The organism is Bdellovibrionota bacterium (assembly GCA_040386775.1).
Lineage (GTDB): Bacteria > Bdellovibrionota > Bdellovibrionia > Bdellovibrionales > JAEYZS01 > JAEYZS01.
The window spans coordinates 70,887-85,560 of record JAZKEU010000001.1; the positions used below are offsets into that span (position 1 = coordinate 70,887).

Sequence of the window (14,674 nt, forward strand, 5' to 3'; positions counted from 1 at the left end):
TTTTTTATTTATTTCAAGGGAGATTCATATGTCTAAAAAAGCAGTAAAAACCTTATCCGCTCCAAACCCCGTGGGTCCTTATTCGCAAGCTATAGCCAATGGTCCATTCTTATTCTGCTCAGGCCAAATTGCAATTGATCCAAAAACGGATGAAGTAAAATCTTTGGCATCTGTTCAAGATCAAACAAAATTAGTCATGGAAAATATCAAAGCTGTTCTTAGCTCCAACGGAATGAATTTTTCGCACGTGATGAAAACAACGATTTTTATTTTAGACATGGCTGATTTCGGGAACGTTAACGAAGTTTACAGTCAATATTTTCAAGAACCTTATCCTGCAAGATCAACGGTAGCGGTAGCGGGTCTTCCCAAGGGCGTAAGAGTCGAAATCGAAGTTCTGGCTCATAAAGAGTAAAATGCTTAAAAATCAAACCCCATGGTTTTTTATTATTATCTTTGGAGTGGTGAGTGGAATACTCACCTTGGGGTTTTATTTAAAAGAGCTAAAAAACGTGAGAACAGAAAAAGTAACGGCATGGACAGAGGATTCTGTGGCTGATTGCGCGGTAGTTTTGACGGGGAGTCGCGGGAGAGTAAAAGATGGTTTGGCACTTTTATCTCGCGGGTCTATACGGAAACTTGTTATTTCTGGAGTTTATGAAAAGGCTAACCTTCGAGATATTTATCCTGAGTGGCCTTATTACGGAGATCTAAATCCCGATGATGTGATCTTAGAAAAATATTCTAAGACCACTTTTGGTAATGCCTTACAAACCTATACACTGGTGGATGCTTTTAAATGCAAAGATATGATCCTGATCACTAGCCAAACTCACATGTACCGTGCCTACAAAACCTTTAAAGCAAATTTCCCGAAGGGCTTTAATATCATAAAAAGAAGTGTTCTCGGTGGCGATACCTCTGAGGAATATGAAGAAGCGATTAAATCTTTGTTCTATTCAGTATGGACTTATTGATAGCTAAGCTGCATTCACTTTAAGAGCTACTTTGAAAAAAGTGTACTTGAGATTATTTTTTATTCGCAACTTAAAGAGTACTTATGTTTTTCAAAAGTTAGCGATGACATACTGCCCATATCATCTAAGAAAACTTCAAGTTCGATGCCTTTTTCTCTATTCATAAATATGTCATAAAATAAAATTTCAGGCTCTTGAATTCTATCGATTGAAAGTGTTTCTTGGATTGAAGGTGGCATTTCTAGACTCAGATATAACTTTTTTTCTGATTCAAAAACTTCTGCGTAAATGTCATTTTCGACTAGGTCGTCAGAACTGCCGTAGCATTTATAGATTGTACGTGGACTTGTTTTTGATTTTTTAGAAAGTGTTGAATACGCCATGCCGTAAGAAATAGGCTCTCCTGCGTTGTGGTCTATAGCTTCTGCATACATGAGGTTATCCATAAATTGTTGGGCATCTTCAGTGATGATTTTAAAGTCAGAACTACTTTGCGCTTTATCAAAATCTTCTTTTGAAGTCCAGTTCATGTAAGCCACTTCGTAGTTCTCATTGGCAAGAACAATGTAGCCCTTGAGGCCTTGAGTGCCCAATTGGTTTTTTACTGACTCGATGTGATTTTTTAGTCTCAATAAAAAATTTTGTGAATCGAGATGATCTTTTCTCAGGCCAATATAAACTCTATTGTAACCAGAAGACCAATCTATTGGCTCTCCAAGCATATCATAGGCGGCATTGTGGGTTAGATTTTGAGGCGGCTGTTTTGAGTAATCGATAAAAGTCTTAGCACTGCTTGAAGTTTCTTTATCAAAAATATCCCAGTGCTTTGCTGAATAGTTCTCTCCTGCTGGCGTTGCACGAATTTCTCGGTAAGTTTGTTCTGAGCTTAACCCCACCAATGCAAACTCATCGGGAACGTAAGACGGTTTTTCTTTAGGTGGTATAATCACTAAATAATTATTGAGTGCTTTTTTTGTACCATACAAATCTAAAGTGTCTTTCATAAAGATAGCGACTTGTTCGTGAAGGTCATTTTGAGTAAGTTGGGATCTCTTAAATCCCTGCCACACCCTAAAGTAATTTGCAGTGGGTGAGGCGTGAGAGGATAGAGAAAACGCCATTATTAATAATAAGATTTTTGTGCAATTAAACATTGAATATCTCCTTGTTTTAAATTCAAAAAGAAATTATGAATGTTTAGTATTAAAGTAAATTCCTATAAATTATATACTCAGCATAAGGTTTATCTATGGATATGAATATTAAGACAATTCGGATATTTATCCAGGTTATCAGAGATGGTTCCTTCTCTAAGGCCGCAAGGTCTCTGAAAATGACTCAGCCAACTATAAGTCAGCAGATCTCGCGACTTGAGCAGATTCTAGAGGCAAGGCTCTTTGAAAGGGTTGGTCATAATATTGTTCCTACAGATGCAGCTAGGGAGTTTTATAATTTTGGAAATAAACTTGTCGAGAGTGTCGACGAGTTTCAAGGTGAATTCAAGACAAGCAGATCTCAACCCAAAGGATTGGTTCGATATGCCATGCCTGAAAGTTGTCAGTGGACGCCTCATTATAAAAAAATAATGTCACAGCTTACGCAGTATCCAGAAATTGAATTTGAAATTTCAATCCTGCCTAATGATAAAATTGCAGAAGGAATTATAGATGGAACTTTTGATTTTGGATTTGTAACAGGTGAGAAGCTAACTCCAGAGTTGAGATTTGAGAAATTCTCAGATGAACAATATTCGTTAGTTGGTAAAAGTACTGATCTCTTTGAGGCTTTTGTTTCGAAGAATGAATCTCTGCGAATCATCAGTTATCCAGGGTGGGAGTTGTTCTTCACAACCTGGGCAAAGACCAATGGTGTATGGTCTAAATTTAAAAACAATATGAGAAAGCCCACAGTAAAAATAGGAACGTTGGCAGGAGCCATATATGCACTCAAAGAAGGAGCTGGAGTTGGGGTGTTTCCAACTCACTGTTTGTTTGAAGAGCTTCGCTCTAAAGAGTTAAAAGAATTCAAGCTCAAGAATGAAATTGCGTCTTGCCCGATATTTCTAGCCAAGAAAATTGGTTCTAAACAAACAAAAAGAACAGAGCTAATTGTAGATTTATTAAAAAAAGCCAAATTTGATTTGGTTTAACCAGTTTTTTTAACAATGTTGACGTTGAAGAGAGATCTGAAGGCTTTAATCAGTTGGGGATCGTATTTTCTGTGTTCTGTGAGTAGCAGTGCAAGAGCGTCTTCGGGTTTATAGAGTGATCTCCCACCACGTTTTGTGGTGAGCGCACTAAAGGCATCGGCGATGGCTATAACTCTTGCGGGGTAAAAGATTTCAGCGCCTCGCAAGTTCCGTGGATAACCCGAGCCATCCCAATTCTCGTGATGTTGTTCGATAACGAACTTCACTTCTTCGGGGAAAGCTTTAATATCCTGAATCATTTCTAAGCCAAAATTTGGATGCTTTTTTACTTCAGCCCATTCTTGCGGAGTAAGCTTTCTGTTCACATCATCTATGTCTTCGGGAAGTTTGCTCATTCCGAGATCATGTAAAAGTCCGCCCAGTCCTACAATCATCAAAGTCTTTTCGTTTTGATTTTCATGAGCTCTGGCGAGGAGTACTGCAAACACAGAGGTGGCGATAGCATGACGACAAGGATAAGTTTCGTTTCTTGAAAGGTTAATGAAAGTGGCAAGTCCTTTAGGATCATTTTTCAAAACATCAATATAACTTTTTACAATAGCTTGAGCGCGTCTCAATGATTGCTCATCGAAAACTTTATCTTCGTAAATTTCAAACATTGTTTGCTCAGTCAATTCTTCGATGGCTTTGTGAGCTTCTGTGATTGGAGCTGTCGGATTGGCTTGAAGCTTGTTCATTAAAACTTCGGTTGCTGTGATGTATTCGCGACGTTCGGCCTTATGAATATAAAGTTCTTGCACGCCCTTAGCAGCGTACTTGTGAAAACGTTCGAGGTCTACGGTGTCACCTTTTCTAAAGATCAATGTGAATTTGTCGTCACTGATTTTGACATACACGCCAAAGGGTAACTCTCCCGACATAGACAGGATGTTATCAATACTAATTTGTGAATAGTCTTTAACTAGCGACAAAATTTACCTCTAGATTAACATTAATTAACATTTCGGTTTTTATACCACTGAATTGAAGTCCAGTTGGTTTGTTGATTGTCTCGAAATGAGAATAACCCATGTCTAGGACTTTATGTTGTATTGCCCTCAATGAATGTCTCGACTAAGGTTAAAAATATTCCGATAATAGGCTATGCAACAGAGTTCTAAAGCCTCTCAAAAACCCACACCGCTATTTTTAGATCCAGCCAAGGTGGGAGCTTCTTTAAAGGAAGTGGGTATTGATTATCAGGAGATCGAATCCAAACAAATTGAAACCAGATGGTTTAGGGATCAGATTTCTGAGACCGATGTTTTTGTTTGGATGAATAAAGATCGCAGAATGATTAAGCAGCAAGTGTCCGTGATGGGGCTTTTGACAGAGTGGAATATTTTGGATGGAGTGAGAACGGGCGTCATCCTTGAGAGTGAAATGAGTTCTAAAGACCTGGCGCAAAACGGACTCACTCCGGATGATACTGCCAGTGAAGCGATTCATTTTGACAGAAATCCACAGCAGAGAACTGTGGATATTTCTATTTCAATTTTAAAAAACATGACATGTGTCGAGCCGGAATTAAAAGAATTGATGCTCAGACAGTTCAATCAAGGATTGGGATTCTCTGGGTTTCCCATTTTAGGTTCCCAGAGCTTGGGATCTAATAGTTTGCTCGGTGAGTCTTTGTGGAGTGGGTCATTGTTTTCTAGATTCAAAAACTTCATCTTATCTTGCTTTAAGAAATAAAATCTGAAAAGATGTTTGAGTCATGAAAACATCTTGGTTCTTCTTTAGAAAATTCCTATTTTCCAAAAATGCAGGCTCTGTGACAAAGGCCATTGCTTGGCTTTCACTATTGGGAATTGGGGTGAGCACGATGGCAATGGTTGTTGTGACGAGCGTGATGGGTGGATTTGGAAATGCCATCGAAGATCGTTTGATCAATTTCGAACCGCACCTTATCGTCAAAGCCAAAACCGATGACATTCGTTTAGAAAAAAACATGCTCACAGATCTAGCAGCGGATCTAAAAAAGAAAACAAAGCTCAATGCATTCTTGTTTGATCAAGAGCAAATTGTTTTAAGAACACCCAGTGGACATTACAGTGGAGCGATTGCCAAAGGCTTAGAGGAAAAATCTTTACAGCACTTTATCGAAGCTTCAAGACTATTTGGTCAAAATAAAATCAAAAAATTCTCATGGGATCAAACACCGGAATCCCAAATGGTAATTACAAACCAAGACATTATGATTGGTTCGGAGCTTGCGTATCAAACAGGAGTTTTTGTAGGAGATCAAATTGTTTTAACTCCACCGGAATCCTTGATCTTGCCACCGGGAGAGCTTCCTCAGTTTGTAAAGATGAGCGTAGCAGATATTATCCGAACCAGTGTTCAAAGCATTGATTCTCAAGTCGTGATTTATAAAAAAAGAGAAAAGGGAAAACTTTTTAGGGATTCAATCAGCTTAGAATCGCTCTTGGAAGTTTATCTCGATAATCACAAAGATCTCGATGCCGTTGTGGCGCAAATTGGTCTGATAAATTCTAAAGGTAAGAAATACCAAGTGGAAACGTGGAGAGAAAGAAACTCTTCGCTCTTTTATTCTTTAAAAATGGAAAAGCTTTTGATCAGTTTCTTTTTATTTTTATCGGTTTTAATTGGATGTTTTACGATCGTAACAGTTTTGGTTTTATTGGCGACACAAAAAAGAAAAGACATTGGCGTGCTTTTGACTTTAGGAATGAAGAAAAAAGATCTGGTGCGCGTATTTACACAGATTGGATTTTTGCTTTCCGGGGCGGGAGTTTTACTTGGGTTCTTGGTGGGCCTTGCGATTTGCATAATTTTGGCGAAATTCCAATTTATCAATCTTCCTGACGTTTATTATGACAGAACAATCCCAGTGCAGTTCAACGTGAAGGAATACCTCTGGATTTTGGGCATTACCTTCACCATTAGCTATTTGAGCGCTCGCTATCCTGCGCGCCTGATCACATCGTTTCAACCTCAGGATATTTTGCGTAAATCTTGAAAGACAATTTCAGACTTTAGTCCTGTTGTTCGATTGTCTATAAAACGATACAATTATTGTTAGGGGAGAACACTTTAATGAAGATCTTTATCTTATCAGTTTTAGTGATATTTTTAAATATATCCGAAGCCAGCGCTCAAAGCATGTTAGATTCAGTTTTGCATCCAGTATGTTCAAAAAATCCGCTGAGTTATTCGGCAATTACGAATTGTCCCAAGAAGTTTCCCGTGAAGGCCATAGCAAAATTATTTGATGCTGAACTCGATAAAGTAATTAAAGTATCTGCAAGTCCAAACTTCAGTGAGTTAGAAGTATTCCGCAAAGATGTTAATGAAGAGTCAGGTGAAGGCTACACTAAGTTTCAAACTGTTGATTATGCATTTTATATCAAAACCGATAAAAATAATAAAGTACTTCAATTCCAGCAAGGTGTAGAAGGTTCTGATTGTTTTTATAAGTATAAAATTGATTATGTTGGAAAAAAGAGATTTTGTAATGCAGAACCTGTGAAAATTAGCGATCCAGTTACGAAAACACAATTGGCATGTCAGGCTACCCGCGCAAGAGATCCAATCAAAAATCCTAAAAGAACTGAAAAATCATGTGATGTATTTTTAGAGGCAATATTGAGCTGCTCTAAAGACAAAAAGTCTACGTCCCAATGTTCTCGCCAATTTATGGCAATGCTAGATAAAAAAGACGGGGCATCAAAACCGAAACGAAATCCTTACAATAAACCAATGCCCGAAATAGACGATACTCAGGGAACGAACTAACTGGGTATATACAGTCCGCCTATGATTATAAACTTCAAGTCATTTGTCCGAAAAACAAATTATTGAAAAGAAAAAGTCAGCCTAGAATCTAAGGCTTAATTTTTACCTTAGCCTTTTCAATCGTCGCGGCTAGATTGAGCTTTACAATCTCTGCTCCAAATGTCGGGTTGATGGAATCCAAAGTATCACACGCTTTATGCCAGCAAGGTGTATGCGTATTCCAGTGTTCAATCGTGAGCAGGGTTTCGATTCCCGCTTGAATAAACGGTACATGATCAGAGGCCCAAGCATCTAGCATGATGTTGGGAGTGAGCGCAGTGTATTGTGTTGTGAGAGTCGCCATCCATTTTGCGAGGTCTTCGAATTGATCTTCCGTCTCAAGATCTACAACACCATTAGAATTGTAAGCGATCATGTCCATGTTCACCACAAAGAGAACGTCTTTTTTAAGACCATTTTTCTCTAAGTATCTAACGTATCTTTCGGCGCCTACAAGCCCAACCTCTTCGTCTTCAGTGAGCATAAATAGAATTGAGTAATCACTTTCAAAATCCTTTAAGGCATTGGCAATTTCAAGCACACCAGCTGCGCCACTCGCGTTGTCGTCTGCACCCATTGTTCTAGCTACAGTATCCATATGGCCCATCACGATAACAAATTTTGAAGAATCAACTTTTCCTTTTTTCCAAGCTTCGATATTAAAATTGTGAGTTGTTTCGTAACCCATTTTTTCGAATTCTTTAACGAAGGATTCAATGGCTTTAGTATTTGTACGCGGTCCAAAATCCGTGATGCTTTTTACGCGATTATAGAAAGAATCTGGAGTGATACTTTTAAGAACTTCTTTGATTTCGGCTTTAGCCTTCATCCTGCTAAAAAATTGAGAGATATGAGAGGAGGTAGAATAATTATTCTCATAGGCAACTAATGAGTCAGGGTTGAAGGGGCGTAAGTATTGCTTTAGATGAGAAGGGATTGTGTCATAGGAGTAGTTCTCTCTAAACTCAACCACTTGTACACGAGCCTTACTGATGAATGAGTAAGTGTATTTCCCAATTTCACTCACGATATTGTGATCGTGGACTTTTATCGCCCAGTATCTTCCGTTGGAAGCGGTAGACTGAACTTCTGATCCTTGAATGAGAATCACCGATAATAAAATAAAACTGATAATGAGTGCTTTGACTTTTTGTGACATCCTTGTTCCCCTCGAGAAATAGCGTACCACTAAAATCACCGGTGTATATCAATTTTTTAGTATTTGTGAAGAGTGTTAGATATTGAAATACATAATGAAAAAGCCGGGCCGCTTTTCCTCATGTTTTTTGGCGCCGAGATTCGTGTAAAAATCTGGATTGTCCGTTCCTAAATAAACTTTTTTGATGTGCAGATCTTTTGCCTTATTCAAAAGCGCGTTCACAAGCTGTGAGCCAATTCCTTGCTTTCTAAGATTGGGCTTTACGATAAGGGCTGCGAGCCAGGGAGTGAGTTCCGGGCGATCGCTGTCGTCATTTACAATAAAATTAATGGTTCCGATGATTTTCTTATCGATCATGGCGACTAATGATAAGGGCAGTTGATCCGGAGTTTTTGCCGCTCTTAATAATTTCTCTAAGTCTCTTGCCGAAAGTTCATTCTTATCTGCCCAAAATTCTTGATAAATCCACTCCGCAACTTCGGCGGTGTGGTTTGGAACTTCAAAAAGATGTTTGATTGTGATTTTCATAAAAAATCAGACTGAAACGTCGTAATCTCTGAGCGCAGAAGTTAAAGACGTTTTCTTGTCCGTGCTCTCAGTTCTTTTTCCGATGATGAGGGCACACGGAACTTGGAAAGTGCCTGCTGCAAATTCCTTAGGTTGAGTTCCAGGGATAACTACAGAATTTCTAGGAACGCGACCTTTATAGACAGTCGCTTCTTTGGTTGTCACATCAATGATTTTTGTCGATGCCGTAATCGTAACGCCAGCGCCGAGCACGGCGCCTTCTTCGACGTGTACACCTTCGACTACGATACATCTGCTGCCTACGAAAACGTTGTCCTCAATGATGACAGGTGAAGCTTGCAGAGGCTCGAGCACGCCGCCGATTCCTACGCCACCAGAAAGGTGAACGTTCTTTCCAATCTGCGCGCATGATCCTACGGTGGCCCAGGTGTCGACCATGGTGCCCTCATCCACGTAAGCTCCAATATTTACATAAGAAGGCATCAGGATGGCGCCTTTATTGACAAACGCACCTCTGCGTACAAGCGCATGGGGGACGACTCTCACACCTTGCTCTAAAGTAAAATTCTTGAGGGGAATTTTATCTACAAATTTAAAAATTCCAGATTCCATCTCGCTCATTTTCTGTGTACGGAAGTAAAGTAGAATCGCTTCCTTAACCCAAGTGTTTGTTTTCCACTCAGTTTGGCCATTGTCTAAAGATATTTTTTCGCAAACACGGATTTGGCCTTTATCAAGAGCAGAGATTGTAGAGTCAATGGCACTCAAAACTTCTTTAGAAGTTAAATCTAGTTTTCCCTCAAAGGCATCGTGGATAATTTTTTCGTTCATATATATTTCCTCAGTCAAAAGACTAAACCATTCTCTCTGTTACTTTTAAGGCTTCCAAAATTGCGGGCACGTGAACCTTTAAAATTTCTTCGCAAGCCAGCCCGCGCTGAATTTCGTAAGTCAGGGTAGGAATATCTCTTTCCAATCCCGCGTAAGTTCCTAAGCAGCCCGGAGTGGGGTACCCGATGTCTTCTTGAATTACATAGCCTGTCATATTTTTAATTGCTTCGGCTTCTTTTCTGCACTTTCCGTTGATATTTAAAAGTGGGTGCCAAGAATGTAAGCTGTAAATTATTCTTGGCTTTTCTTTTTCAATAAATTGCGTGAGTGCTTTATTTTCCACTTCGGAATTGGCTTGAGGACCCGGGTAATATCTAGGATTTAAAACGTCCGATGTCCAATCCTGCGTAGGGAGGTTGCGGTTGAGGTCTACGCCACGCTTATTCTGCCTTGTTTTTGCTAAAACCCCATCCAAATTTAAGGTCGGAATCAAGGTGAGCTTGAGTTTGTAAGTGTAGGATTTCTGAAATTGTTCAAAAAGACCATAAGCCGCTTGCACACCTTCGACTTCATCCCCATGAACTCCACCAATAATCATCACATGAGGGTAGGGCATGTCCCATTGAAATGCAGGAATCGGGAGCCCCGATGATGTATGACCAAAAACAATGCTTTTCATCTAAAATCCTCTTGTGGTAAATAGGTACCTATTAGTATCAGAAAGTGGTGGTATGGGCAAAACTGAAATTTGTGTCAAAAAATTTGGTGGAACGTCAGTCGGTTCAGTCGAGAGAATTGACTCTGTGGCAGAGCGAATTTTGAACGATTCTAAAAAGGATCCCCGGCCGACGGTGATTGTGGCTAGTGCGATGTCCGGCGAGACAAATCGCCTTGTGGATTTGGCAAATAGAACGCATATGGGTTATCGTGGGCCAGCCTACGATATGCTAGTGGCCTCAGGGGAGCAGGTTTCTATTGCTCTGCTAACAATGGCTTTAGAGAAAAAAGGTCTAAAGGCAAAACCTTATTTGGCTTATCAATTGGGTATCAAGACGGACTCGATGTATTCGCGCGCTAGAATCAAAGAAATCAATACAGACATGATCATGAAAGACATTCAGAATGGAATCATTCCGGTGGTGGCGGGATTCCAAGGAGTTGATGAATTTGATAACATCACAACTTTGGGGCGAGGAGGATCAGACACTTCTGCGGTCGCGTTGGCGGTGGCCTTGAAAGCTTCCGAATGTGAGATCTATACGGATGTGCCGGGAGTTTTCACCGCAGATCCGAGGATTGTCCCTAAAGCTCACAAGATTGATAAATTGTGTTTTGAAGAAATGGTAGAGATGGCCTCATTGGGCTCTAAAGTTTTACATATTAGAAGTGTAGAGATCGCGGCAAAGTTTCAGGTGAAGCTTCATGTGAGATCGACATTTGAATTAACAGAAGGAACGTGGATTATGAATGAGACAGACTTTGACATGGAAAGCCCGGTCGTGACTTCCGTCACGCATGATACAAATACGGCGATTTTTAAATTGGCCCCTCTTCCCGGTGGCGCCAATGTATTGGCCGATTTATTTACGGCGCTTTCGGAAAAGGGAATCGTGGTGGATGTGATTTCTCAATCCGAGTTAAGCCAAGGCCAACAATTGGCCTTCTCGGTGCCGGTGGATGATATTTTCCCAACTCGCCAAATCGTGGAAAAGAAATTTTCGGCCGGCTTATCCTCTGCCGGTTTATCCTCTAAAGTGGATTGCTCAGTAATGGACGATGTTTCTAAAGTCAGCATCGTAGGTGTCGGAATGAGAAATCATCCTGGGGTCGCAGCAAAATTCTTCGAAGTATTAGCGAAACATAATATTTCTATCCATTTGGTAACAACATCAGAGATCAAGGTCAGTGCAATCGTGGACAGAAAAGACCTCGAAGTTGCTGCAAAAGCTCTTCACACTGCATTCGGGCTTGATGCCACCCCATGAAGCTGAAAGAATAAATCATGTTGGAATTTCGAGAAAACGGTCTTTATTTAGGTGGAGTGTCTTTAACCTCAATTGCTAAGAAGCATAGATCACCAGCTTACGTCTACGACATTGATGGCATGGTCGGAAGAGTTCGTGAGCTGCAAGAAGCCTTCAATGGAAAGGCCGAAATTCATTACGCCACCAAAGCCAACGCCAATCCAGAAATTCTAAAAGCTTTCAAAAAAGAAAAGATCGGTGTGGACACCGTTTCTTGGGGCGAAGCTCAGAGTGCGGTGGATGCAGGTTTCAGTCACAAAGACATTATTTTTTCCGGCGTTGCAAAGTCTGAAGAAGAATTAACCAAGGCAATCAAATATCAAATCAAGCAGATCAATGTGGAATCACCGCAAGAACTTATCCGTATTGGTGAAATCGCTAAAAAATTAAAAAAGAAAGTTCCTGTGGCCTTCAGAATGAATCCCAATGTGAATCCCGGAACTCATCCGTACATCACGACTGGATTTCGTGAGAACAAGTTCGGCATGGATACATCTTTTTTGCCAGAACTTAGAGGGATTCTTACAAAATACAAAAAATATGTAGAGCTCAAAGGTTTGACTCTTCATATCGGTTCGCAAATCTTAGAATTGAATTCGCTCAAAGAAGCTATTCAGAAAACCATTCCTATTTACTTGGATTTTAAAAATTCGGGCTATCCATTAGAAACGTTTGATATCGGTGGCGGCGTAGGAATTCCTTACGATGGCAAAGATTCAATTGATCTTAAAGCTTACGGTAAAATGGTTTTAGAACTTTTAAGACCACTCAATTGCAGAATCATCACGGAGCCGGGGAGAGTGCTCGTGGCACCGTTTGCGGTTTTGCTAACCGAGATTCAATACATCAAAAAAACTCCATTCAAAAACTTTGCCATCGTAAATTCTGGGATGAATCATTTGCTGAGACCTTCTCTGTATGGAGCCGTGCACAGAATATTTCCCGTGGATTACCGAGAGCCCGAAGAGGCAGACAATGGAAACTCCGAGCTCTACGACATTGTAGGACCAATCTGTGAATCCTCGGATTTTTTTGGCAAAGACAGATATCTTCCAAAGCTTGAACAAGGCGATATTCTAGCGGTGTTGGATGCGGGAGCTTATGGTTATTCGATGGCCTCGTTCTACAACCATCACAGGCTCCCACTAGAGATCGTGATTTCAAAAAAACAAGTGAAGGTTCTTAAGAAGCCTTCGTTGCCGAAGAATCTGTTTTAATTTAAGTCTTCTTATTGATTCGAATTAGAAGAGTCCTAAAACTTTAAAGCGAATATAGCCCCTCTTGAGTGAGTGTCTTTGTAAAAAAGACTGCGCAGAATCCTGACAGGCGCGGTGGGGGAGCTATCTGTGATATTCTCCTCCTTTAAAGGAGTCTTATGTTTAAGATTTTAATTATTGCGTTGGTTTCTTCATTAGCGATGACAAATGTCATGGCGATAGAAACAATTCTCAAAACTTGCGATACGGATGTCAGAGTAAATGATTTAGGAACTATGAACATACTCATCAATATCATGTCTAACAATGGTGTTCTCTCAGTAAATGTTAAACAAACTATTGAAGGACACTCAGTATCAGCAAAAGCCAATGCCTCCATAACAGAAGGTGGGGTCAGAGCTGGTTTGTCAGATGATGCTCTAGAGTCCGTTGAATTTGATACTGAGGATTACAATTCTGTAGAAAAATTGATTATTCATACAATGAATTTGGCCAAGAATCCAGAGACGAAAGCTTTTTCTTCTGTAGGACTTGATCTTGAGAGAGCTCGCTCAGCGAAAGCTTACACTTTTGGTAGCGAAGAAGACGATGACGGTTTGAAAGCTGTCATTGAAGCCAAAGACGAAAAAGGAAGAGACATGGGATCTTTCTTTAGCGGACCTATGAGCTCACCTTGTAAGTGATATTGTGCTTAATGTGGCGCAATCAAGAAGTCTTGTAAGTTTTAAGCTATTTGTAGGCTCAAAATCGTTAGTCAGGTGAGCAAATTTTAATATCACCATCAGTAATACCTGGTGAGAGGATTTCAACTTCTAAGATGTGCGAATCTTTTGAAAGGCGCATTTGAACTGAGTTGCTACCATGGTGAATACAACTACCCGCAATCATAAACTCTGATCCAACATATCCGCCATCAGTAAGTTTGTATGCAGCTACAAATCCTCTTACCTCATTTTTCGGTATTTTAAATTTGCCTTGTGTTCTCAATCCATCGTTATGCCATTCGAGTACACGGGTTCCTTTAGGAAATTGAATTTCACCAAGGCGTTCAAATTCTTTAAATGAAAAAATGAATTCATACCAATACCATCCTGAACTACCTAGGATTACGACAACAAGAAATATGATTAATATTTTTTTCATTCAGCAAGTCTAGCATTAGAAAAACTTCGGCATCAAGTTTAATAAAACCACTGGTTTTACGATCAAGATATTTTCAAATAAACGCTGAATAGAAAGCCCTGAGGCCGTCTTACCTAAGACTCTAAGATAAAGAAATTAGCCTTGAGTTCGTTTAGGGCGATCACCCAGACACTTTGGGCGGTTGTTGCATACTTGGTTTGTAAAGTCTGAAGTAAATTCTTTTTGCTGATTTTACCATCGTGCAATTCGTCTATAATTGCAGCGTGATGAATATTCCCTTTAAAGAAAATAACCTGATTTGTCTCTGGGTTTTTAGATGCCAACAGTAAGGTTGGATTCTTTTTAGGAAGCAGAGGCTTGCTGAGCTTTTTTTGAAAATTCAAAACATATTCATGAATGTCGTACTCATGGCGAATCGCTTGCGCCAGTGGATTCATATATACGTTTGAAGTGGTTTGATTGTAAAGTGCGAGGTGAAGAGGAGTGGGATCGATTTCGATTTGGAATTTTGTAAATTCATAATCAATCAATTCCACGACGTAATCTTGGATATCGAATTTTGTTTGGTATTTTCTGACGAAAAGTGGAAAATAGAAAATATTTTCTGTTAAATTTTCTTCATTGATTACAACTTCGGCGAAGTATTGAGGCAGCACGCTGGCGAAAAACTCTTCCCCGAGAAGCGCGAAAGAAAGAGGAGCTATTTTTTTGATCTTATGAACATAAAAAGAAAAATCCTTCTTTTTATGTTCAGGATTCATCATATTCTTCAATTTATAAAATAGCTCGCTCTTCATTAAGTCCACAGT

17 protein-coding genes are annotated in these 14,674 nt (G+C 39.8%); 9 read left to right on the top strand and 8 right to left on the bottom strand.

Features of this window, described 5'->3' with window-relative positions:
* Positions 1–28: 28 nt before the first annotated feature.
* Together V4596_00335 and V4596_00340 are read left to right on the top strand one after the other, a co-directional pair.
* A complete protein-coding gene (locus V4596_00335; protein MES2767563.1) occupies positions 29–415 on the top strand; it encodes a RidA family protein in 387 nt (128 codons plus the stop codon).
* A 1-nt stretch (position 416) separates the two neighbouring features.
* Positions 417–977, top strand: coding sequence for a YdcF family protein (locus V4596_00340; GenBank protein MES2767564.1), 561 nt, complete (start codon positions 417–419; stop codon positions 975–977).
* A gap of 59 nt (positions 978–1,036) precedes the next feature.
* On the opposite strand, the gene V4596_00345 is transcribed toward V4596_00340, so the two are convergent.
* Positions 1,037–1,981 carry a hypothetical protein gene (locus V4596_00345; protein ID MES2767565.1) on the bottom strand — a complete coding sequence of 315 codons (945 nt, stop codon included), beginning with the start codon at positions 1,979–1,981 and terminating at the stop codon, positions 1,037–1,039.
* Between the two features lie 245 nt (positions 1,982–2,226).
* Here V4596_00345 and V4596_00350 point away from each other — a divergent pair, with 245 nt between their 5' ends.
* The gene (locus V4596_00350; GenBank protein ID MES2767566.1) at positions 2,227–3,126 is read left to right on the top strand and encodes a LysR family transcriptional regulator; all 900 of its coding nucleotides are present in this window, start codon (positions 2,227–2,229) and stop codon (positions 3,124–3,126) included.
* On the opposite strand, the gene V4596_00355 is transcribed toward V4596_00350, so the two are convergent.
* Positions 3,123–4,046 carry an HD domain-containing phosphohydrolase gene (locus V4596_00355; GenBank protein ID MES2767567.1) on the bottom strand — a complete coding sequence of 308 codons (924 nt, stop codon included), beginning with the start codon at positions 4,044–4,046 and terminating at the stop codon, positions 3,123–3,125. The two genes, V4596_00350 and V4596_00355, sit on opposite strands and share 4 nt — an antisense overlap.
* A 223-nt stretch (positions 4,047–4,269) precedes the next feature.
* On the opposite strand from V4596_00355, the gene V4596_00360 reads away from it, so the two are divergent.
* From V4596_00360 to V4596_00370, 3 genes are all read left to right on the top strand, one after another.
* Complete coding sequence (locus tag V4596_00360; GenBank protein ID MES2767568.1) at positions 4,270–4,860, top strand: hypothetical protein; 591 nt, start codon at positions 4,270–4,272, stop codon at positions 4,858–4,860.
* Positions 4,861–4,882: 22 nt separating this feature from the next.
* On the top strand, positions 4,883–6,148 hold the full coding sequence (locus tag V4596_00365; protein ID MES2767569.1) for an FtsX-like permease family protein: 1,266 nt from the start codon (positions 4,883–4,885) through the stop codon (positions 6,146–6,148).
* Between the two features lie 77 nt (positions 6,149–6,225).
* The gene (locus V4596_00370) at positions 6,226–6,924 is read left to right on the top strand and encodes a hypothetical protein (GenBank protein MES2767570.1); all 699 of its coding nucleotides are present in this window, start codon (positions 6,226–6,228) and stop codon (positions 6,922–6,924) included.
* Positions 6,925–7,012: 88 nt separating this feature from the next.
* On the opposite strand, the gene V4596_00375 is transcribed toward V4596_00370, so the two are convergent.
* The 4 genes from V4596_00375 to V4596_00390 form a co-directional block, all read right to left on the bottom strand.
* A complete protein-coding gene (locus tag V4596_00375; GenBank protein ID MES2767571.1) occupies positions 7,013–8,122 on the bottom strand; it encodes a M28 family peptidase in 1,110 nt (369 codons plus the stop codon).
* A 75-nt stretch (positions 8,123–8,197) separates the two neighbouring features.
* On the bottom strand, positions 8,198–8,650 hold the full coding sequence (locus V4596_00380; protein ID MES2767572.1) for a GNAT family N-acetyltransferase: 453 nt from the start codon (positions 8,648–8,650) through the stop codon (positions 8,198–8,200).
* A gap of 6 nt (positions 8,651–8,656) precedes the next feature.
* Complete coding sequence (locus V4596_00385) at positions 8,657–9,481, bottom strand: 2,3,4,5-tetrahydropyridine-2,6-dicarboxylate N-succinyltransferase (protein MES2767573.1); 825 nt, start codon at positions 9,479–9,481, stop codon at positions 8,657–8,659.
* Between the two features lie 22 nt (positions 9,482–9,503).
* Positions 9,504–10,160 carry a M14 family zinc carboxypeptidase gene (locus V4596_00390; GenBank protein MES2767574.1) on the bottom strand — a complete coding sequence of 219 codons (657 nt, stop codon included), beginning with the start codon at positions 10,158–10,160 and terminating at the stop codon, positions 9,504–9,506.
* 52 nt (positions 10,161–10,212) lie between these two features.
* On the opposite strand from V4596_00390, the gene V4596_00395 reads away from it, so the two are divergent.
* From V4596_00395 to V4596_00405, 3 genes are all read left to right on the top strand, one after another.
* A complete protein-coding gene (locus V4596_00395; GenBank protein ID MES2767575.1) occupies positions 10,213–11,466 on the top strand; it encodes an aspartate kinase in 1,254 nt (417 codons plus the stop codon).
* A gap of 17 nt (positions 11,467–11,483) precedes the next feature.
* Positions 11,484–12,722, top strand: a complete 1,239-nt coding sequence (lysA, locus tag V4596_00400) for a diaminopimelate decarboxylase (GenBank protein ID MES2767576.1) — start codon at positions 11,484–11,486, stop codon at positions 12,720–12,722.
* Positions 12,723–12,880: 158 nt separating this feature from the next.
* Positions 12,881–13,405: a hypothetical protein gene (locus V4596_00405; protein MES2767577.1), complete on the top strand. Its 525-nt coding sequence runs from the start codon at positions 12,881–12,883 to the stop codon at positions 13,403–13,405.
* A 67-nt stretch (positions 13,406–13,472) separates the two neighbouring features.
* On the opposite strand, the gene V4596_00410 is transcribed toward V4596_00405, so the two are convergent.
* Both V4596_00410 and V4596_00415 read right to left on the bottom strand, forming a co-directional pair.
* Positions 13,473–13,865, bottom strand: a complete 393-nt coding sequence (locus V4596_00410) for a hypothetical protein (protein ID MES2767578.1) — start codon at positions 13,863–13,865, stop codon at positions 13,473–13,475.
* Positions 13,866–13,978: 113 nt separating this feature from the next.
* Positions 13,979–14,671, bottom strand: a complete 693-nt coding sequence (locus V4596_00415; GenBank protein MES2767579.1) for a hypothetical protein — start codon at positions 14,669–14,671, stop codon at positions 13,979–13,981.
* Positions 14,672–14,674: the final 3 nt, after the last annotated feature.

Coding starts and splice junctions, on each gene's coding strand:
- V4596_00355 (MES2767567.1), bottom strand. CDS start 4,046: ATGTCGGGAGAGTTACCCTTTGGCGTGTATGTCAAAATCAGTGACGAC.
- V4596_00360 (MES2767568.1), top strand. CDS start 4,270: ATGCAACAGAGTTCTAAAGCCTCTCAAAAACCCACACCGCTATTTTTA.
- lysA (MES2767576.1), top strand. CDS start 11,484: ATGTTGGAATTTCGAGAAAACGGTCTTTATTTAGGTGGAGTGTCTTTA.
- V4596_00380 (MES2767572.1), bottom strand. CDS start 8,650: ATGAAAATCACAATCAAACATCTTTTTGAAGTTCCAAACCACACCGCC.
- V4596_00335 (MES2767563.1), top strand. CDS start 29: ATGTCTAAAAAAGCAGTAAAAACCTTATCCGCTCCAAACCCCGTGGGT.
- V4596_00370 (MES2767570.1), top strand. CDS start 6,226: ATGAAGATCTTTATCTTATCAGTTTTAGTGATATTTTTAAATATATCC.
- V4596_00410 (MES2767578.1), bottom strand. CDS start 13,865: ATGAAAAAAATATTAATCATATTTCTTGTTGTCGTAATCCTAGGTAGT.
- V4596_00375 (MES2767571.1), bottom strand. CDS start 8,122: ATGTCACAAAAAGTCAAAGCACTCATTATCAGTTTTATTTTATTATCG.
- V4596_00345 (MES2767565.1), bottom strand. CDS start 1,981: ATGAAAGACACTTTAGATTTGTATGGTACAAAAAAAGCACTCAATAAT.
- V4596_00385 (MES2767573.1), bottom strand. CDS start 9,481: ATGAACGAAAAAATTATCCACGATGCCTTTGAGGGAAAACTAGATTTA.
- V4596_00395 (MES2767575.1), top strand. CDS start 10,213: ATGGGCAAAACTGAAATTTGTGTCAAAAAATTTGGTGGAACGTCAGTC.
- V4596_00405 (MES2767577.1), top strand. CDS start 12,881: ATGTTTAAGATTTTAATTATTGCGTTGGTTTCTTCATTAGCGATGACA.
- V4596_00365 (MES2767569.1), top strand. CDS start 4,883: ATGAAAACATCTTGGTTCTTCTTTAGAAAATTCCTATTTTCCAAAAAT.
- V4596_00350 (MES2767566.1), top strand. CDS start 2,227: ATGGATATGAATATTAAGACAATTCGGATATTTATCCAGGTTATCAGA.
- V4596_00390 (MES2767574.1), bottom strand. CDS start 10,160: ATGAAAAGCATTGTTTTTGGTCATACATCATCGGGGCTCCCGATTCCT.
- V4596_00340 (MES2767564.1), top strand. CDS start 417: ATGCTTAAAAATCAAACCCCATGGTTTTTTATTATTATCTTTGGAGTG.